This is a genomic window from Acinetobacter sp. neg1 (assembly GCF_000788125.1).
GTDB lineage: Bacteria > Pseudomonadota > Gammaproteobacteria > Pseudomonadales > Moraxellaceae > Acinetobacter > Acinetobacter vivianii.
The window spans coordinates 186,028-205,932 of the sequence record NZ_JSZD01000016.1 but is presented as its reverse complement, the minus strand read 5'-3'; the positions used below and the strand labels follow the sequence as shown (position 1 = coordinate 205,932).

Sequence of the window (19,905 nt, the reverse complement as noted above, 5' to 3'; positions counted from 1 at the left end):
AAATCTATAGCTTAAAAATGTGTAGAAAATCACATTCAAAGATTTTAAATCGAGATATGGATCATGGTTTGTCTTTGAAAATAAAAACATTTTAAAACAATGAATCGGATATCTAGATCATAAAGTAAAAAGACATCTATAAATTTGTGGACGAGTTGTGACCAGCCTCACAGAAGCAGTGGTGAAAAGCACATCAAATAAAACGTAGGAAAGTCATCCACATGAATGGGACGAATGAAGTCGATTATAAATAATGAAAGGGAAAGATAATAAATACTGTTTTCTAATTTGAGTTGTCAAAAGCTGCCTTAATCCTTTGATTAAAGCAGCTGAGTCTTATAATTAAGGCTTGATTTCACATTGCTCATCATTACATTGAGCTGCATCGTCCTGCTCAATCTGTTCAGAGGAGGTAGATTGCGCCTGTTGCAAGGCCTGCAAGAAAATCTCACGTGGCTGTGCGCCAGACAGCGCCAGTTTTTGATCAAACACAAAAAACGGTACGCCAGTAACATTCAACTGTTCACGCGCAATTTTCTCATCGTGGCGAACGAAATCTGCCAGCTCATCAGAATCCAGTACATATTCGACTTCGGCATTATCCAGACCGATACGTGATGCAATTTCTTCTACCACTTCACGTTCGCCAATTGCCAAACCTTCGGTCATATAGGCATGGAAGAATGCCTCTTCTGCTTCATTGCCCAAGCCTTTACTTTGAGCAAGATGAATAATTCGATGCGCGTTGAAACTGTTGCCCGAGTTGGCTTTTTGCCATTGGAAGTCGATGCCCTCAGCTGCTGCCATCGCTGCAACATTGCGCTCCATGTCTTCCATTTCCGCATAACTACGGCCATATTTTTTGGCTAAGCGTTCGGTATTCGATGTGTCATGCTTAGCTGGTGCATCTGGGTCCAGCTCGAAGCTATGCCAGTGAATTTCAAGCTCAATGCCTGCTTCTTCTGCGACATGTTCAAGACGTTTTTTACCGATATAACAAAAAGGGCAGACCACATCTGACCAAATATCTACACGCATGGCGTATCTCTTCAATTCTCGTTAAACAGATAATAGGGGCGGAGCCGATGAATTTAAAGCGATGAATATGTAATGCTGCGTTACGAGAAGTGAAATAAAAATCATATAAAGGTTTGTCTTTTATCGATTAAACTAAGATTCAGAACATAAAAAAATATAATGAATTTGGAGGCAATATGCGCCGTTTTTTATTATTTTTCCTTGTGGTGGTCCTTGGCATCGGTTCTTTTTTTCTCTATCAACATCAATTACAGCAACGTGCTGCCAACAATAAACAAATGTTTGAAGTGGTGATGGCTGAGAAAATGCGTACACTTTACGATCAGGCACAAGACTGGACTACACCGGTACAACTGGATATTCATGATGATCGCTTATCTGGCGATTATAAGTTGATGTCAGAATTCCTACTCAACTACTGGATGCAGAATGTTGAAGCGCGCAATCGTTATCTACGTGAACTTAAAGCTGCGAACTGGGATACTTTTCTAGATGTAGAGCGACTAGATCAGGATCGAAAACAGGATTATAAAGAAACTGAAAAGATGCTGGCGGATGTGCGTAAAGCATCCACTGAATATGAACAAGCACGACAACAGATTCAGTCCAGTTCTATGGAACAGGCAAAAAGTCTGACCATTCAGAATGAAATGCGACATTCCTTACAGGCAAAACTGGAAAGTAACCTGAAAGCTGATAAAGCGCATGATATTTTCCCGATTGAACAGCAGATTATTGAAAAAGCACAAGCCATGTTTGACATGCTGAAAAAGCACCAATGGCAAAGAAAGGACAAAATGATTCTTTTCCGCGAAACCGCGCAGGTGAAAAAGTTTAATACGCTGTATCAGGATGTGCTGAAATTGAATAGCAAAATGGAGAAGATCAAGAAAAATAATGCAGAGGTACTGGAAGAAGAACTGTAATCCATATCGCTGACTCAATACACATTGCACGCATAAAAGGCAGACGTCGAATATATGAATTTATGGCAGCTATTTCATAAAGTAAAACCTTTTGTCCTTCCCTATAAGGGGCTGGTTGCTGTGACCTTGCTGCTGACGCTGATTGGTGCTTTAACTGCACAGGTCAATGCGTTGACCTTGCAATATGCGGTTGACCAGATCAATGCGGTGGTTGAATCAGGACAGGGCTTGAGTGCAGGCTGGCATATTCTGGTCACCATTAGTGTGATTTTGTTGAGTAAAGAGATCATCAATATCTTTATTCAGTTTGGACAAAAGTTCTTTGGTGAGAGACTCCGCATTCTGATCTCACAAGATGTGGCGCAGTCGATTATCGTGAAATTTTTACAGTATCGGCTGGCTTTCTTTACGCAGGATGATAATCAGGCTGGAAAATTACAGACCCGTATTGATCGTGGTATTGGCTCGATCACACGACTGGTACAGATTTTCTTTATCGAGATTTTTCCGCTGTTTAGTAGTGCCTTGATCGCCTTGTGCTTAATGTTTTATGCCAATGTGTGGATTGGTTTGGTGGCGTTATGTATTGTCCCGATCTATTTCTGGGTCACCTTTAAACAGGCGCAGAAATTGAGCGGCACACGCCGTAATTTACGTGATGGGCGCGAACGTAAAAGTCAGGGCATTTTGAGTATCATTAACTCAATCACCGTCATTAAATCCTTTAACCGTGAACAGATCGAAGCGGAAAAACAGCTTACGCTGCAAAAACAATTAACCGATCACCAGATGCGTACACGGCAGCTTAGTTTCTTGTTTGAAGGGCTGAAAACCTTTATTGAACAGATCGGTGTGGTCTTTATTATCATCCTCACGGCCTATTTTGTGTTAGTCGGTGATATGAGTATCGGCATGATCATGTTCCATATCCTGTTGTTTAATAATGTCTCAGCACCGATTCGGTCCTTACATCGGATCTATGACGAAGTGAATGACGCGATGATCTATGCAGAAAGTTTTTTCAAGATACTGGAAGCGGATGATGAGGTGGAGACATCGGGACAATTAAAACCATCGCCATTGACGGGAAAATTTGAGCTGAAACAGGTAAATTTTTCCTATCCAAATGGGTTTCATGCCTTGAAAGAGATTAACCTGACGATTCAGCCCAATAAGATTACCGCTTTGGTTGGCTTGTCGGGAGCTGGAAAATCAACCTTAATCAGTCTACTGGATAAATTTTATGTGCCCCAGTCGGGTGAGATTCTGCTTAACGGCACTCCGTTAAATGACATCGATACCCAATATTTACGGGATCATATTGGTCTGGTATTGCAAAAAAATCATATTTTTCAGGGAACGATTGAGGAAAATATTCGTTATGGCAAGATGAATGCGACACAGGATGAAATTGTTGCTGCCGCAAAGAAAGCTTCGATCCATGAGCAGATTTTGAAATTACCGCAGGCCTACCAGTCGGATGCCTTATTACTCTCAGGTGGGCAACAACAACGGATTGCGATTGCCCGTATGTTCCTGAAAAATCCCCCGATTATTTTTCTGGATGAGCCGACTGCCAGTCTGGATGCAATCGCAACAGAACAGATCAAACACAGTCTGGATGAGATTAAGCAGGGGCGCACAGTTATTATTATTTCCCATAGTCTGTCACAGATTATTGATGCGGATTATACCTATGTGATGCAGGATGGCATGATTGTAGAACATGGCGAACATCATCAGCTGTATCAGCAACAAGGCGTATATAAAAACATCTTTGATGCGATGGCCAAGAGCCTGAATATTGAAAAAATTTCCAAGACTTTTGAGGGTGATGATGAAGAGGAAACCCATAGTTAGTAAAAGCTTACCTACTTCAAACACCCTCAGATTTTGTTTTAATTGAAAATCTTTTCGGCAGCTTGAAATGGTAGGCTGACGACATCGATGGCAACAGCAAACGGTAGCAATACCAGCTTTTCTAAAGGATTCATACCTGATTTGGAGGTATAACTTTCTTCTTTCTGCGTATAAATAGTCACTTGATAAGGTTTACTCAAGGCTTTTAGTGAAGTGAGATTATTGGCAGTAGGGTAGACCACACCCGCCAGCTTAATATCGAAGCAGAACCGCTGTGCCTGCATACGTTCATCGCTTGACGATGAGCATTCTCTAGCGCCATTTTCAATAAAAAATTCGAGGTCTTTTTTACTCAAATCTTCTTTGAGTTTGACATAAGAAAGCGGCAAAGTTCCTGAAAAATGGCCATCATTTTTTTCAGAATAGAAATTAAGATCTCGGGTAATTTGAATATTCTTTGGATCAAGTTTGCCAATTAAAGTAACAAACTGGCTGCCTCCTTGAGTTAGGATATAACTGTTCTTTTGTCCTGCAATCACGATACTGTCTTTTGGCAAATTTGCAGAAGCTTGTGCTGGTCGTCCAAAAGCAACTACGCTGTCTTCAACCAAAGTGACTTTCGTCGTGCGTGTATAACTCCGATTGTCTTTTTTGATTAAGGTTGAAGTGGCACAGCCAGTAAGGAACGTGGCAGATATAGTCAAAGCGGTTATTGTTTTTGCAAAATCTGTAAGCATTGGGATCATCCTTGATATTTTGTAGTAGTGAGATACTTTTGCTTAACAGCAGTATCTGATCAATGGTGCTACAGAGGTATAGCGTTAGTTATTTCCATACCTCATTGGTCAGACCTATGGCCTGAAAAGGAAGTGCAATTACATCAAATGCAACGGCCAACGGAAGTAGGGGGAGCTGTCGCATGATTTCTTTATTGGAACGTTTGACCGTTCCACTTTTATAGTGGAGATATTGAATCTTGACATGATATGGTTTGGATAAAGGCGTTAACTTATCCAGATTATTTGCAGCAGGATATACCTTGCCTTCAAGTCGAAGGTCAAATGTGGCAGGTCTTATTTTTTCCAGACAGCTACAGGGTTGAACGCCATATTGCTTAAAAAGAGCGACTTCTTTGTCATTTAACTTTCCATTGGGCGGCGTATAAGAAAATCTAAAATTGCCGTAAAAACGCGGACTATCCTGTGCGGGTGCATTAAAATCGAGATCACGATCAATTTTGATATATTCTGGATTCAGTTGGCTAATGAGCTGAACCAGTCCGCTGCCTCCCTTATTAATCACATAACTATACTGTTTGCCTGCAATAACGATGCTGTCAGCAGGTTCATCGGGTAAGGCAGTAGCGGGCTTGCCGAAAGCAACCACATCATCTTCAAGTATGGTAATCCATTCGTGTCCTGAGTCATATTTGGTAAATATATCTCTTGTGGAATCACCAACCCGATTGGTTGCGCAAGCGGTAAGGAATAATGATGAACATAAGCTAAAGATTAAAATATTCTGATTTAAACCGTTGAAACGCATTTTTGTTTTTACTTTTCCAATAATTATAAAAAGGATAAATAAAAATTCTTATGAATGCGAGAACTTCCTTTATTTAATTAATCCGATGAAAATCATATGGCATGATTTAATCATTTGTTCAAATAATAGTGCCGATTGACCGTTTATCTGACCCTTACTGAATCAAATCTGACTTTGCTGTAGCCTATTTATATATGCTTTTATTTAACTCATTATTTTCTTATGGATGAGGGATATTTGGAGCAAACGATGAATTTTTTTAAACGAGCAGCTTTGATCTCCCTGTTGACTCCTTTGGGTGTACCCATGGTTCACGCGCAAGAGGGAGAGGTTACGTCATTACCGACGATTCGGATCATGGCTGAATCTGAGCTGCGGGAAGAAGTTGGATTTGTACCTTATCAGGAAGATAAGCAAGTTCGTCAAGCACTGCAACATCGTGTCTATAAAATTCACAATGACATGCAGAATACCAGTGTGGCTGAAAGTCCGACCAGCGTGAATTATCAACCGATGGCGGCGCAGCCAGATCTGTCTCAATATTCTCCGATTTTGCAACAATACATATTGGCTGTTGCTTCTGGTTTTCAGTCCTCAGATCCAACCAATGGTCTTTTTAAAATGCTGGAACCTTTGAATATTAAACGCGGTAATATTGACGGCATTCGCAATGGCACGATTAAAATCGATTTAGGCGATATTTTGAAATTGCAGCAACAGATTAGAGATGGATTAAATCCACCACAGAATCCTTTATTGCCGCGTTAACAATTTGTTCCTAGGAATAAAAAATCCCCGCAAAGTGCGGGGATTTTCTTTTTATCTCAGTGTCGATTAAACACGTTCGATAATAGTCGCGATACCTTGACCAAGACCGATACACATGGTCGCAAGACCGATTTGTGTATCTTGTTGTTCCATCACGTTCAACAAGGTTGTAGTGATACGCGCACCAGAACAGCCCAATGGGTGACCCAATGCAATCGCACCACCATTCAAGTTGATGATGTCTTGCTTGTCATAAACGCCTAGGCCTTTCATTACTGATAAGCCTTGAGCAGCAAATGCTTCGTTTAATTCGATAGTCTGGATATCCGCCATGGTTAAACCAGCACGCTTAAGCGCTTTTTGAGTTGCAGGTACTGGACCATAACCCATGATTGCAGCATCACAACCTGCAATGGCCATTGAACGAATCACGGCACGTGGTTTTAAACCCAATGCTTGAGCACGCTCAGCAGACATCAATAACATTGCAGATGCGCCGTCAGAAAGAGCAGACGAAGTCGCTGCTGTTACTGAACCACCTTTAGGATCAAACACTGGTTTCAATGCCTGGAACGCTTCAAGATTGGCATCAGGACGAATTACTTCGTCGATGTCGCAAAGGATTTTGAAGCCGTTTGCATCATGACCTTCAACACCAACGATTTCGTTTTTGAAACGACCTTCTTGAGTCGCAGCCCAAGCGCGACGGTGAGATTCAACACCGAACGCATCTTGCTCTTCACGAGAGATACCATTCATGCGACCTAACATTTCAGCGGTTAAGCCCATCATGTTAGATGCTTTTGCATAGTGTTTAGACGCTTCTGGGTTGAGGTCAATGCCGTGCATCATACCGACGTGGCCCATGTGCTCTACACCACCGATGATGAATACATCACCTTGGTTGGTTGCAATCTGAGCTGCCGCAGTGTGGATTGCTTGCATTGAAGAACCACAAAGACGGTTTACTGTTTGACCGCCAGCAGTTTTTGGAATATCAGCCAATAAACCAATGTTACGAGCAATGTTCATACCTTGCTCTAAAGTCTGGTTTACACAGCCCCAGATTACATCTTCAACCTCATTAGTATCAAACTGGTTACGAGCAACAAGTGCACGTACTAATTCAGCAGATAAACTGTCGGCACGTACATTGCGGAACATACCGTTACGTGATTTGCCCATGGCAGAACGAACGCCATCAACAATCACAACGTCACGTGGATTTAAAGTAGCCATTCACGTCGCTCCTTAACCGTAGAATTTTGTGTTGTTAGCAGCCATGTCACGCAACATTTGTGGCGCTTCATAAGCCTTACCTAAGTGTGCATATTTGTCGCAAAGCGCAACGTATTCAGCAACACCTGTTTGGTCGATGTAACGGCATGGACCACCGCGGAATGGAGGGAAACCAACACCCATAATCATTGCCATGTCTGCTTCAGAAGCAGTTGCAACGATCTTGTCTTCTAGGCAACGAACAGTTTCGTTACAGAAAGCAAGCATCATACGGTCAATGATTTCCTGATTATCAAACTCACGTTTTTCACCAGTCACGAATGGTGCAATGATTTCGTATGCTGTTGGATCAACAGTTTTCGCTTTCTTGCCTTTCTTATCTAACACGTATTTGTAGAAACCAACGTCGTTCTTTTGACCAAGACGTTTTGCTTCGTACATTGCTTCGATTGAACCTTTGTAGTCTGGCTTCATACGGTCAGGGAAACCTTCTGCCATCACTTCTGCGCCATGAACACCTGTATCGATACCAACAACGTCGATCAAGTATGCAGGGCCCATCGGCCAGCCGAATTTCGCCATTACATTATCCACTTGCTGGAAATCCGCACCGTCTTTTACAAGAAGGTCGAATGCACCGAAGTAAGGGAACAATACACGGTTAACCAAGAAACCTGGGCAGTCGTTAACAACGATTGGTGTTTTACCCATTTTTTGAGCAAGAACTACAGTTGTTGCGATTGCTTCTTCAGAAGTCTTTTCACCACGAATCACTTCTACCAATGGCATCATGTGTACTGGATTGAAGAAGTGCATACCTACAAAGTTTTCAGGACGTTGTAATGCTTTCGCCAAACGTGTGATTGAAATCGTAGAGGTGTTAGACGCAATAATCGTGTTTTCACGAACATGCTTTTCAGTATCAGCAAGAACGATTTCTTTTACTTTTGGATTTTCAGTCACCGCTTCGATCACGATATCCACTTCTTTAAACTCGTCGTAGCTTAAAGTTGGACGGATGCGAGCCAGTGTTTCACCCATTTGCGCAGGTTTCATTTTCTTGCGCTCAACTTGCTTGGTGAGCAAGCCATTCGCTTCTTTCATACCCAATGCAAGTTGTGGGTTACCAATATCTTTCATGATGATCGGTGTGCCTTTGCTTGCCGCTTGGTAAGCAATACCACCACCCATGATACCAGCGCCTAGAACAGCAGCTTGGTTGACTGGATGAGCACCTTTCTCATATTTTTTCGCAGTTTTCTTCACGACTTGGTCATTGATGAATAAACCAATCAATGCACCTGCTTGTGGAGTAATCGCAGCTTTTGCAAAACCTTGTGCTTCTGCTTTTAATGCATCATCACGGGTTGAGCTTGCGCCGGCTTGTAAAGAATCAAGCAATAATTTTGGAGCAGGGTATTGAGCAGGGTTTGCTTTCGCAAGTACTGCACCTTTCGCCGTATTGAACGCCATCATTTGTTCAAGTGGGTTCAATTTGATTGCGTCTAATTTTTCTTGACGCTTTGCTTTCCAGTTTAAACGGCCAGCGATGGCTTGTTTAACTAAATCAACCGCAGCTTCTTGTAATTTGTCAGCAGCAACAACCGCATCTACAGCACCGTCTTTCAAGGCAGCAGCTGGTTTTTTCGGGTTCGCCATTGCCATCCATTCAACGGCATTGTCGATACCGATTAAACGGCTTAAACGTACACTACCACCAAAACCTGGATAGATACCGAGTTTGATTTCTGGTAGGCCAACTTGCGCTTGTTCTGACATTACACGGTAGTCACACACCAAGCACATTTCAAAACCACCACCTAGCGCTGTACCATTGATTGCAGCAACTTTAGGTAGATCTAAGTCTTCAAAGCTATTGAAGATTTCATGTACAGGCATAAGCCAATCAACGATCGCTTGCTCACCAGCAGCGAAGTTGTCGCCAAATTCAGTGATATCAGCACCAACGATGAATGTTGATTTGCCAGAAGTTACGACTAAGCCCTTAATATCGTTATTGGCTTTCACTGCAGCAATTGCTGCTTGGAAGTCTTCGATGGTTGCACGGTTAAATTTATTAACCGACTCACCTTGTAAGTCAAAGCGGAATTCTGCAATTCCGTCCGCAAGCATTTGGACGGTAATGGCATTGCCAGCGTGGATCATGCCTGATCTCCCTTGTTGTGGAGGATTCTAAGTGGATGTCATAAAGCGTATGTGCAGTTCGGCACACAAAAAAGCTTCGCTAATCTTACGATAACTATATCCAAAAAGGACATAACAAGTTGTATCAAGCCGTGACGCTAGGGTCATCATTTGTTTTTGTTATTCAGTTTTTAGTTCTATGTTTCTGAAAAAAATGATTTTATATTTTTCTTATTCATTTTTTAGGCTTCTATGAAGCTTTATTTATCTCCTAAAAACCGCTGCGATATTTTAACAATCTGTCGTTTTTAACGATGGAGATAAGCGCGCTAAATCGAGCGCTATTTATATAAATTTCGACTTATTTATGAGTAGGAAATAACAAAGAAAAGTTCTTTATTAAATAAGTTAGGTCAATTTATAAACACTGGACAGAAAGACTTGTCTATTTTTTTATCTTTAGATAAACTTTGTGTTATAAAAATGTTTAAGAAAGTAATATTATGTTAAAAATTAAATTTGTTGTTTTGGCAATGCTTCCATTGATGCTCAGTGCATGTGGAGGTGGTGGGTCTTCATCTAGTAATGACTCAAACTCTAACAGTAATAATTCTAACTCTAACGAAGTCAAGGCTGAGCTTTTCCCGAATGGGGAAGCTAAATTATTTAGATATTCAGTTGATATTGATTATGAACAAGAAAAGTTGGATTTTGATAAATCAGAGTGGAATATTGAGAAGGGAATTCTGCTTGAGAAAACAAAAAATCCTATCTTTTATAATCACTACGTAACTGAAACCAATGGTTTATACGTTCCCGAAACGGAACAAAGCTATCGTGCGGATCGGGGCATTCGCGATAGTTTTATTCATTCAATGACTTCAACGACTTGGGTAACTTCACCCTATAACCAAGCTGGTTTTAACGATTTGAAATTTACTCAGAAGATGAAGGAAATTGATCTTCAGGGGGTAAGAATCGTTGATCAGTTTGCTCCAGCACTGATCTCTATGTATGAGTTTGAAGTGAATAATGGAGGCTCGCCTGATATGGGTGCAGTATCCAGCCAATTGGTGAAGATCTCTGATAAATTTCCAAAAGGGGCAAAGTGCATACAGACACAAGCATTTAGCTCTAATCAATTTTTCTTCGAGTTTGAACCGAATACTTCTTTTGAAGTTCTGGATGCCAAAGTCTTACAGGACTGGGCTGATAAAGTATTTGATGCTGGCTATACTAAGCAAACAGTACCAGATGTCGAGGTATGGGGAAAAATTAAAATAGGTTCACTCTTAGAGCATAATGATGATCCTTCAGCCCCTGAATATTATCAGTTTGCACTTGAATACCAGGGCAAGGTCTACCACACATATCCGCAAAAACCAGAATGGAATACCGATGAGTTCGTAGAAGACCTGAAAAAACAATTCAGGGACACAGAGTGGTTTAAAAGTGTCGTTGTTCCTTTAGGTAAAGCAAAAGAAGATCAGTTCATGGCATCAGTAGATGCAAAAATGCGTAGCCAATGTGACTATTACAATGCAGAAGCTGCTAAATCTATGGATAGCGTTCTAAGTAAAGTCAAAAAATAAGTTCTATTTAGACAGGTATGTGGAGCACCCGTATACCTGTCGATCTATTTAAATTATGCAATTCTTGTTTGAATCAATAAATACGGTGTTAAAATAGCGCTGATTTTTTTAAAGCTAAAGCAATAGTCTATGATTAAGTGGATCATATTAGCGATTTTTATCATTTCTGCATTGTATATTCAGCGTCGTGGGAAAGTGAAACATTCGTTTTATCGTCAATTTTTTGACCATTCGACGATTCTCGCGCCCATTAACTTTTTGATGTACATGTTTTCCAAAGTGCCGAATCAGCCGTATATCGACACACAGCATTTTAAGGATTTAAAAATCCTTGATGAAAACTGGGAAATGATTCGTGATGAAGCAAGAGCCTTGTATGACAAAGGTGGGATTAAAGCATCAAGTACTTATGATGACTTGGGGTTTAATTCATTCTTTAAAACAGGCTGGAAACGTTTCTATTTGAAATGGTATGACTCTGCACATCCATCAGCAGCTGAGCTTTGTCCAAAAACAACGGCTTTATTAAAAACATTACCAACTATTAAAGCTGCAATGTTTACTGAGCTTGCACCAGATAGTCGTTTGGTTCGCCATCGTGACCCTTATGCAGGTTCATTACGTTACCATTTGGGCTTAATCACACCGAATGACGACCGTTGCTTTATTGATGTAGATGGTGAGCGTTATTCTTGGCGTGATGGTGAAAGTGTTGTCTTCGATGAAACTTATATTCACTATGCTGAAAACACTACGGATCAAAACCGTATCATTTTCTTTGCAGATGTTGAACGTCCATTAAAAACACGTTTTATGGAAAAGTTTAATCACTGGTTTGGTAAGAAAGTGATGACGGCGGCGAGTTCACCAAATGAAGCGGGTGACCAGACAGGTGGTTTAAATAAGGCATTTGGTTATATTTACCAGATCCGTATTAAAGCCAAAGCCTTGAAGAAGTCGAATCGTTCACTGTATTACTTCTTGAAGTGGTTCATCATGCTTGGTTTATTCTTCCTTATTTTTATTCGTCCTTATGTATTTTAAGTTCGAATTAGATTAACGCCCGTAAGGGCGTTTTTTTATGGGGGATTGCGATAAGATATTTTAATTCATCAACATTATTTGGAAGCCCGTATGCAAGTATTCCGTTCCAAAATCGACTGGTGGTTCTGGGGTGGGGTCATCGCAACCACAGGTTTATTGTTCCAATTTTTGTGGACCATGTATATCAAGGGAACGATGCAGCAATATCCTGAACATGCGCTACTTTATTTTTTAACCATTGCATTGTTATGGTGGCCAATTCTAAATACACGCTATATCGTGACAGAATAGCACTTAATGATTCATTCAATGTTATTTAAGTGGCAAATCAATCAGTCAGACATTACCAAAATCTCGGAAAGTCATAACCTCATTTCATCTCCTGCTTTATCTTTAGATCGTTTACGCATTGATTATCATAAAAATGGTGTAGCAAGTCATATTTTGATTTCACCTAAAGATAAAGATGTTTTCTGCAAAGCACTGAACAAAACACGCTCACCTTCTAGATAAGCGTTGTACTTACAGGATATTCACATTTAAAACTTGAAAAAATCTTCCTAAGCATCACATCATGTGGTGTAAATAGAGAGAATAGGCATGCCGTGAACCCAAACGCTCGAGAACATATTGAAAAAATATTGGCGCATATGACCCAGTTACCTGGCGTTTATAAAATGCTAGGTAAGGATGGTGAATTACTGTATGTGGGCAAAGCCAAAAACCTGAAAAATCGTGTCTCGAGCTATTTTGTAAAAACCATTGATCATCCTAAAACGCAGGCCTTGGTGGCCCGTATTTATGATATTGAATCGCTGGTGGTTCGCTCTGAAACGGAAGCCTTATTACTCGAACAAAACCTGATTAAGCTGCACCGCCCACCCTACAATATTATGTTGCGAGATGATAAGTCTTACGTCTATATCTTTGTTTCTGCGGATAAACCTTATCCACGGATCGCCAGTGGGCGGGGGAAAGGCAAGCATCAGATTGGTAAGTTCTTTGGGCCTTATCCCAGTGCCTATAGTGCCAGAGATACCTTACTGGTTTTACAAAAACTATTTAATGTACGTCAGTGTGAAAACAGCTATTTTTCACAGCGCAAACGCCCATGTCTGCAATATCAGATTAAGCGCTGTACTGCGCCGTGTGTGGGCTTGATTAGTCCTGAAGATTATAAAGAAGATGTCGATAACTCGATTCGTTTCTTGCAAGGTGATACCAAAGAGCTGAATCAGGAACTGATCGGAAAAATGGAGCAGGCGGCAGAGGCACTGGAATTTGAGAAAGCCGTATTCTATCGTGATCGTCTAGGTTTATTGCGTGAAGTCCAAGCTCAGCAAGCGGTGTTTAAAATTAAGGGTGAGGCCGATATTCTGGCGATTGCTTATCAGGCTGGTGTGACCTGTGTGCAGATCATGCATGTCCGTAATGGGCGTATGCTGGGCGGAAAAAGTTATTTTCCAGATATGCTGGGCGATGATTTGGGGCAGATGCTCAGTGATTTTATGGCAAACTTTTATTTTCAGGTGGCAGATGAAGTGCCGTCTGAATTGATTGTGAATATCGACATTCCTGACAAGGCACAACTGGAAGAGGCCTTGCAGCAAACCTTTAATAAAAAGGTCCAGATCAAGCATAAAGTGCGTGAAACTCGGGCGGAATGGCTTGAGCTGGCGCAAATGAATGTGCAACATGCGATTAAAGGCAAGTTGAGTAATCATCTGGAACTGAATGAGCGTTTTCATCAGTTGGAGCAGGTGGTCGGACGCCCAATCGATCGTATTGAGTGTTTTGATATTAGTCATACCATGGGTGAAGCACCGATTGCTTCGTGTGTGGTATTCGATCAGGGTGGCGCAAGAAAACGCGATTATCGTCAGTTTGCCATTCAGGATATTACTGGTGGGGACGATTATGCTGCAATGCGCCAAGCTCTGACCCGACGTTATAAGAAGAATATGCTGCCAGACCTGTTGTTAATTGATGGCGGTAAAGGGCAGTTGCATATGGCGATGGACGTGATGCAGGAATTGCAACTCGATGCTTTTATGATTGGTGTGTCTAAAGGTGAAGGGCGTAAGCCGGGGCTGGAAACGCTACATTTTACTGATGGCACCAAGATTCAATTGCCAGAAGATCATAAAGCATTGCATCTGATTCAACAGGTTCGCGATGAAGCCCACCGTTTTGCGATCACCAAACATCGGGCTAAGCGAGATAAACGTCGTAGTAGTTCAGTATTGGAAGCTATTCCTGGTTTAGGACCAAAACGTAGACGTGATTTGCTCACCCATTTTGGTGGTATTCAAGGGGTATTAAAAGCCTCTGAAAAAGAGTTAATGCTGGTTCCGGGTTTGGGCGAAGTGATGGCGCGAACAATTTATAAAATTCTGCATGAATAAAAGGTTCAATTGACTCAATCGTCGTGATGAGGTTGTATCAATGATCATTCACAAATCGCTAAAAACATTCAAAGATAGGATGTTTGGATCATGAAGGAAAAATGATGTCATTGCTTCCGCTCTATCAGCAGGTTGAACAACAAGAATGGATTGATATCCCGTCAGGCTGGCTGCAAGGTCGCACGGTGTTTGGCGGTCTGGTCGCAGGCATTCTGATCAAGAAAGCTTTATCGGTCGTACAAGATGCGGCAAAGCAACTGCTCAGCTGTAATATCACTTTTGTAGGGCCTGTACAGCAAGGACAAGCAGAAATTACCGCGGAAGTCTTACGTGAAGGTAAGTCCGTGACTACGCTTGAAGTAAGATTGTGGCAAGACGAAGCGGTGCAAAGTATCTTGGTTGCCAGCTTTGGTTCGCCACGCGAGTCCCGAATTCATGTCGAAAATCTGCCGCAAGTGCCTGATTATCCTACGCCTGAGCAACTCGATAAAACGTTTTATATTGAAGGACTCATGCCTGAATGTTTACAGCATTTTGAACTGTGCTGGGCTGAAGGCAGTTATCCAATGGCAGGCAGCAAAGTGCCTGATTTTGGGGGATGGAGTCGTTTCTCACCAAATTTGCATCAGAACCGTGCGATGCAACTCCCTGATCTGTTTGCATTAATGGATGTATGGCCGCCTGGTGTATTGCCGATATTTAAGACACCTGCACCCGCAAGTTCATTGACCTGGCAGATTACTTATTTACATCCTGTGGCGGAGCAGATGCAAGACTGGTTTAAATATAAAGTTGTGACAGAGTATGCAGAACATGGTTATTCCACCGAATATGCATATCTCTGGAATCGTGAAAACCGTTTAATTGCGGTGCTTAGACAAACAGTTGCGGTTTTTGCCTAGTCGACACTGCGATGCATTTCGTATAAAGTTGCCTACACATGAATACAATCTCAGCACATCCTTTGTGCAAACTGCATTTGATGCGAACAACATGGCGGTGTTTATGAGCACAGGGCAAATCCTGAACATTCCTAATATCTTAACCTTGGCACGTATTGCCCTGATTCCCGTGTTTTTGGTGATTGCCTATTGGCCACCAGCAATTGGAATTGCTGAGCATCATGGGGGAATGATGCGCCATATGGTACTGACTGCGATTTTTGTTTTGGCAGCGGTGACCGACTGGTTTGATGGCTATTTGGCACGAACCCTGAATCAGACTTCTGCTTTTGGGCGCTTTCTTGATCCAGTGGCAGATAAGTTAATGGTTGCAGCGGCTTTGATCGTTCTGGTGCAATGGCAACCTACCATTTCTATGGCGTTTGCTGCGATTGTGATTATTTCCCGTGAGATTACCGTTTCTGCCTTGCGTGAATGGATGGCGGAACTCGGTGCGCGTACCAGTGTTGCGGTTTCAACAGTCGGAAAATATAAAACAGCCTTTCAAATGATCGCGATCAGTGTCTTCCTGCTGAACTGGAAACCTTTAGAGATCTGGGCCTATGCCTTGCTCTATGCTGCGGTTATTTTAACATTATGGTCCATGTTTATTTATATGAAAGCAGCTTGGCCATATTTAAAACAGCCCTAAGCATGATTTGCATACGAAAAGCCTTCTATTGAGAGGGCTTTTTTTTATGGGATGAAAAATTTAAGGCAAGAAAAAAGCCCATAACAACGATGAGCTTAGTTCTCTGAGGAAAGTCATGCTCTTTGGGAGAGTATGCTGAAGAACATAATCATAATATGAGAATTTGTTGGTATTTACAACAGTGAAAAATGTAAATGTTTTTTAATATTCTCAAATTTGACTATTCTGGTTTTCAGAAAGCGTAACGAACTTATGTTCGATTTGAGACGCATTAGTTTGTAGAATTTCGATGAGCTTTTGAATATTCAGGAAATCAAAGCGGTTCTTTGAGGCAACCAATGTCAAGGCGATAGGGGCTTCTTTGTTTGAGAAGCGAATCGGCACTGAAAGACCGCATACCATTGGGTCAATCTCACCTTGTGATAAATAGAAGCCCTGTTTCTTGATTTTTCGCATCTGCTGCATAAATTCATCTGCATTATTGGCAAAACCCACCTGCGCCAGTTCCTGCGTGAACTGTTGATAGTACGCCTGAATGCGTTGTTTGGTTAAATGTGCAATCACAATCTTCGGGGAGGCACCGACATAAACAGGGCGTGGGCAGCCTCGACCATAGGAAATCAGTTCAGCTTCCTTGAAGGTTTCATGATGCAGATCGATACAGTAATCATGATTTAAATAGGTGAGTAAACAGCATAACTCGGTACGTTCTACGATATCGCGCATAAACGGAATACTGATCTGAATCAGTGGATCAGTACTATGCGAAATATAGTCAAGAACTGCGATTTTAGAACCAAGCGTGTAGTCACCCGATGTGCCACTAATCCGCTTAAGGATATCGGCAGAAACCAGTTCTTTTAAATAACGATAGGCAGTTGGTTTGGAGAGACCAAGCTCATCACAAATATTATCGACATTGATAATCGGACGTGAAACTGAAAATAAATCCAGCACGGTGAGAATTTTACCAAAACTCGAAATTGCCATGATGCGTTGTCTACTCCTTACAAAATAACGTGAAAACCGAACTTTTATTGCTTTATAACAGAAAAGGCTTAAGTGGTGTATGGGATTTTAAATTTGCTCTTCTTCTGTGAAGAAATAGAGTCTGATGCTGAGAAAATGATGAAATATTAACGTCATTATTTTAGATTAAAATTAAAAATTATCAAATAGTGATAATTTATGTTGACTAATTCACTTTGTTTTGAAAAAATTAGCACCACAATGTCTTATTTGGATAATTATTTTTAGGGAAATCTCTCTAAAAATACCAAGCACAAGCATTGTATATCACTCCCAATATCCAGTTTTATTCCTATCGATTGCCCTGATTTGAATTCTTCAGATCAGTCTGGACGAGTCGTCACATTTTTATGGATGTGATGAGGATCAAGCTGACCCTAAATTGAGACATGTTCATGCTATTTAAACAGCTGTTGGCTTTTAGACCAAGTCGACTCGACATCATCTTTGCGTGCAAAACATTTGTAGCAGGTATGCTGGCATTGTTTATCTCGTTTGAACTGGACCTGATTAACCCGATGTGGTCGATCGGTACTGTCCTGATCATTGCCAATCCTTATTCAGGCATGGTGTCTTCCAAATGTGTGTATCGTTTAGTGGGAACTGTTACGGGTGCAATTATTGCGTTATTGCTCACACCGCATTTTATTAATACGCCGTGGCTTTTTACCATTATCCTGTCTTTATGGGTGGGTTTTGCCTTGTATGTGTCGCTACTTGACCGTACGCCACGTAGTTATGTGTTCATGCTGGCGGGTTATTCCACCGCAATGATTGTGTATAACGCAATTACCTATATCGATACCTACAATATGTTTGATATCGCTTTGGCGCGGGTGCTGGAAATTTCGATTGGGGTGGTGGCGACCGCGGTTGTTTCTGCAACATTTTTCCCTGTTCATGTCGGGGCCATGATTAAGCAACGTGTAAATAAGACCCTGAATGATCTGGAAAATACCTTTGAGCGTTTGATTACGGTTCAGAAAGAGCCAGAAAATTACACGCAGGTGCTTTCGGTAATTACCCGCGATGCTTCAGATATTCATGCGCTGGCTGTGCATTTGGCTTATGAAAAAGGTGAGTTAAATGGCATGACCAAACCGTTGCAGGAAATGCTGCATCAGGTTTCATTGGTGGTGGCGAATCTGGTGGCTTTGTCTCAACGGGTGAAACAGCTCGGGCAAATGCAAGTGACCAATCTGACCCCACATTTAGATCGGATTCGTCAGGATACCCTGACATTTCTAAAACAGGAAAGAGTTTTAAGTCCAGCAGATTTACAAGCTTTGCCTGATCGTTTTGAAGAAGATTTTGCTGAGCTGATTTCGATTGCAACTCCTGAACAGCAAATTGTGCTGGCTGCATTGAAAATGGATGTTCGTCATTTTATTGCCAATATTCTGGCGGTAAAACTGATCTGGCAACAGATTCAGCAAGGTAAAAAAGACATTCCTGCTGAAATTACGTCGATTACTACGAAATATCCGAGTTTGCATCGAGATCATGGTATTGCGATTCGTGGCGGAATTAGTGCTGTGCTGATCACTTTTATTGTTACAGGTGCATGGATTTTGTCGGGCTGGAAAGCGGGCTTCATGATGGCGCAAATGGGCGCAATCACCGCCTGTATTTTGACGGCGCTGGATAATCCTGTGCCTGTGCTACGCATTTTTATCTGGGGCAGTATTGTTTCGGCAGGACTGGTATTTTTATACGCCTTTGGTATCTTCCCGCATGTGACTCACTTCTGGCAATTGGCATTGGTATTGTTCCCTGTATTTCTGGTGGCAGTGACCATGATGGCGAATCAGATGTTGATGCCAATTGGCATGGTATTGGGCATTAACACCATGATGGGTTTGAATCTGCATAACCAATACACCATGGATGCCGTGTCTTATCTGGACAGTTCATTTGCAATGGTGTTGGGTGTAATGGTCTCCCTGATTGTGATTGATCTAGTACGTGCCGTTTCTCCAGATACCAGTGCGACCCGAATTTTAGCTTTGCATTATCAAGCGATGCGACAGGCATTACATCTGTCTTATGGCAGTGACTTCAAAATTCATTTACGTAGTATGTTAGATCGTGTCGGCGTGTTGAATACCAAGATGGTACAAAATCCAGAAATTAAAACGGCAATTCAAAATGCGCTGGTTGAAAGTAGCTCGATTGTTGATCTGGTGCGTTTGCAAGAAATTAGCCAAAAATTGCCGCAAATGGTAGAGCTACAACAAGAAGTGAATGCCTTGCAACAGCAACTTACAGCGTATTTTCAGGCACAAGAGAAACAGCTCTCAATTCACCATTTCCCAGCAGAAATTGTGCAGCAAATAGCGCGTTTGCAGCGTATTGCACCGCAGATTGAAGATGCTCAATTACGTCAACGACTGTTGATTTCGCTCAATAATATTTGCGAAAGCATTGGTCATATTTCCACAGAACAGCGCTATTCAGACATGTATGGCTTAGGTGTATCTCATGGGTGAACTTAATCTTTATGGTATTTATATTCCCATTCTTTTGGTACAGGCCATTATTGCCTATGTCTTGTTTAAGCTTGCTGGCCCATTACTGGATCGCCTGATCAGTAAAGGCTGGATTGCACTCCCGAGTATTTTTAATTTGTGCTTTTACTTGGGGCTCATGCTACTGGTGCACTGGTTGTTCGTGTGGTTATGGGCTTAAGTGTTTTGAATAAAGTGTCTATGAAATTTAATG

Annotated in this window: 16 protein-coding genes and 1 pseudogene; 11 read left to right on the top strand and 6 right to left on the bottom strand. The window is 41.6% G+C overall.

Annotated elements, in window-relative coordinates:
- Positions 1-342: 342 nt before the first annotated feature.
- Positions 343-1,038: a DsbA family protein gene (locus tag PJ15_RS13100; protein ID WP_005255509.1), complete on the bottom strand. Its 696-nt coding sequence runs from the start codon at positions 1,036-1,038 to the stop codon at positions 343-345.
- A gap of 176 nt (positions 1,039-1,214) precedes the next feature.
- On the opposite strand from PJ15_RS13100, the gene PJ15_RS13095 reads away from it, so the two are divergent.
- Both PJ15_RS13095 and PJ15_RS13090 read left to right on the top strand, forming a co-directional pair.
- Positions 1,215-1,964 (top strand): hypothetical protein, encoded by a 750-nt coding sequence (locus PJ15_RS13095; RefSeq protein WP_047431502.1) that lies wholly within the window; start codon positions 1,215-1,217, stop codon positions 1,962-1,964.
- A gap of 54 nt (positions 1,965-2,018) precedes the next feature.
- Positions 2,019-3,824, top strand: a complete 1,806-nt coding sequence (locus tag PJ15_RS13090) for an ABC transporter ATP-binding protein (RefSeq protein WP_047431499.1) — start codon at positions 2,019-2,021, stop codon at positions 3,822-3,824.
- 38 nt (positions 3,825-3,862) lie between these two features.
- On the opposite strand, the gene PJ15_RS13085 is transcribed toward PJ15_RS13090, so the two are convergent.
- Both PJ15_RS13085 and PJ15_RS13080 read right to left on the bottom strand, forming a co-directional pair.
- A complete protein-coding gene (locus PJ15_RS13085; protein ID WP_047431496.1) occupies positions 3,863-4,561 on the bottom strand; it encodes a hypothetical protein in 699 nt (232 codons plus the stop codon).
- 88 nt (positions 4,562-4,649) lie between these two features.
- Complete coding sequence (locus tag PJ15_RS13080; RefSeq protein ID WP_047431493.1) at positions 4,650-5,369, bottom strand: hypothetical protein; 720 nt, start codon at positions 5,367-5,369, stop codon at positions 4,650-4,652.
- 249 nt (positions 5,370-5,618) lie between these two features.
- Here PJ15_RS13080 and PJ15_RS13075 point away from each other — a divergent pair, with 249 nt between their 5' ends.
- Positions 5,619-6,137 carry a hypothetical protein gene (locus tag PJ15_RS13075; RefSeq protein WP_047431490.1) on the top strand — a complete coding sequence of 173 codons (519 nt, stop codon included), beginning with the start codon at positions 5,619-5,621 and terminating at the stop codon, positions 6,135-6,137.
- A gap of 66 nt (positions 6,138-6,203) precedes the next feature.
- Here PJ15_RS13075 and fadA read toward each other — a convergent pair whose 3' ends face one another.
- Positions 6,204-7,376, bottom strand: a complete 1,173-nt coding sequence (gene fadA / locus PJ15_RS13070; RefSeq protein ID WP_004876444.1) for an acetyl-CoA C-acyltransferase FadA — start codon at positions 7,374-7,376, stop codon at positions 6,204-6,206.
- 12 nt (positions 7,377-7,388) lie between these two features.
- Entirely contained in the window at positions 7,389-9,542 is a 2,154-nt protein-coding gene (fadB, locus tag PJ15_RS13065; protein ID WP_047431485.1) for a fatty acid oxidation complex subunit alpha FadB, read from the bottom strand.
- 482 nt (positions 9,543-10,024) lie between these two features.
- On the opposite strand from fadB, the gene PJ15_RS13060 reads away from it, so the two are divergent.
- The 6 genes and pseudogenes from PJ15_RS13060 (at position 10,025) to pgsA (ending at position 16,155) form a co-directional block, all read left to right on the top strand.
- Positions 10,025-11,113, top strand: coding sequence for a hypothetical protein (locus PJ15_RS13060; RefSeq protein ID WP_047431482.1), 1,089 nt, complete (start codon positions 10,025-10,027; stop codon positions 11,111-11,113).
- Positions 11,114-11,242: 129 nt separating this feature from the next.
- A complete protein-coding gene (gene lpxO, locus PJ15_RS13055; protein WP_004774061.1) occupies positions 11,243-12,157 on the top strand; it encodes a lipid A hydroxylase LpxO in 915 nt (304 codons plus the stop codon).
- A 90-nt stretch (positions 12,158-12,247) separates the two neighbouring features.
- A pseudogene (locus tag PJ15_RS13050) lies at positions 12,248-12,670 on the top strand (PH domain-containing protein).
- Between the two features lie 92 nt (positions 12,671-12,762).
- The gene (gene uvrC / locus PJ15_RS13045) at positions 12,763-14,562 is read left to right on the top strand and encodes an excinuclease ABC subunit UvrC (protein WP_004774064.1); all 1,800 of its coding nucleotides are present in this window, start codon (positions 12,763-12,765) and stop codon (positions 14,560-14,562) included.
- 104 nt (positions 14,563-14,666) lie between these two features.
- The gene (locus tag PJ15_RS13040; protein WP_047431479.1) at positions 14,667-15,464 is read left to right on the top strand and encodes a thioesterase family protein; all 798 of its coding nucleotides are present in this window, start codon (positions 14,667-14,669) and stop codon (positions 15,462-15,464) included.
- Positions 15,465-15,567: 103 nt separating this feature from the next.
- Positions 15,568-16,155 (top strand): CDP-diacylglycerol--glycerol-3-phosphate 3-phosphatidyltransferase, encoded by a 588-nt coding sequence (gene pgsA, locus PJ15_RS13035; RefSeq protein ID WP_005255491.1) that lies wholly within the window; start codon positions 15,568-15,570, stop codon positions 16,153-16,155.
- A gap of 210 nt (positions 16,156-16,365) precedes the next feature.
- On the opposite strand, the gene PJ15_RS13030 is transcribed toward pgsA, so the two are convergent.
- Positions 16,366-17,145, bottom strand: coding sequence for an IclR family transcriptional regulator (locus tag PJ15_RS13030; protein ID WP_005255489.1), 780 nt, complete (start codon positions 17,143-17,145; stop codon positions 16,366-16,368).
- A gap of 434 nt (positions 17,146-17,579) precedes the next feature.
- On the opposite strand from PJ15_RS13030, the gene PJ15_RS13025 reads away from it, so the two are divergent.
- Positions 17,580-19,673, top strand: coding sequence for an FUSC family protein (locus PJ15_RS13025; RefSeq protein ID WP_047431476.1), 2,094 nt, complete (start codon positions 17,580-17,582; stop codon positions 19,671-19,673).
- Complete coding sequence (locus PJ15_RS13020) at positions 19,666-19,872, top strand: DUF1656 domain-containing protein (RefSeq protein WP_004774072.1); 207 nt, start codon at positions 19,666-19,668, stop codon at positions 19,870-19,872. The genes PJ15_RS13025 and PJ15_RS13020 overlap by 8 nt, the downstream gene beginning before the upstream one ends.
- Positions 19,873-19,905 lie beyond the last annotated feature (33 nt).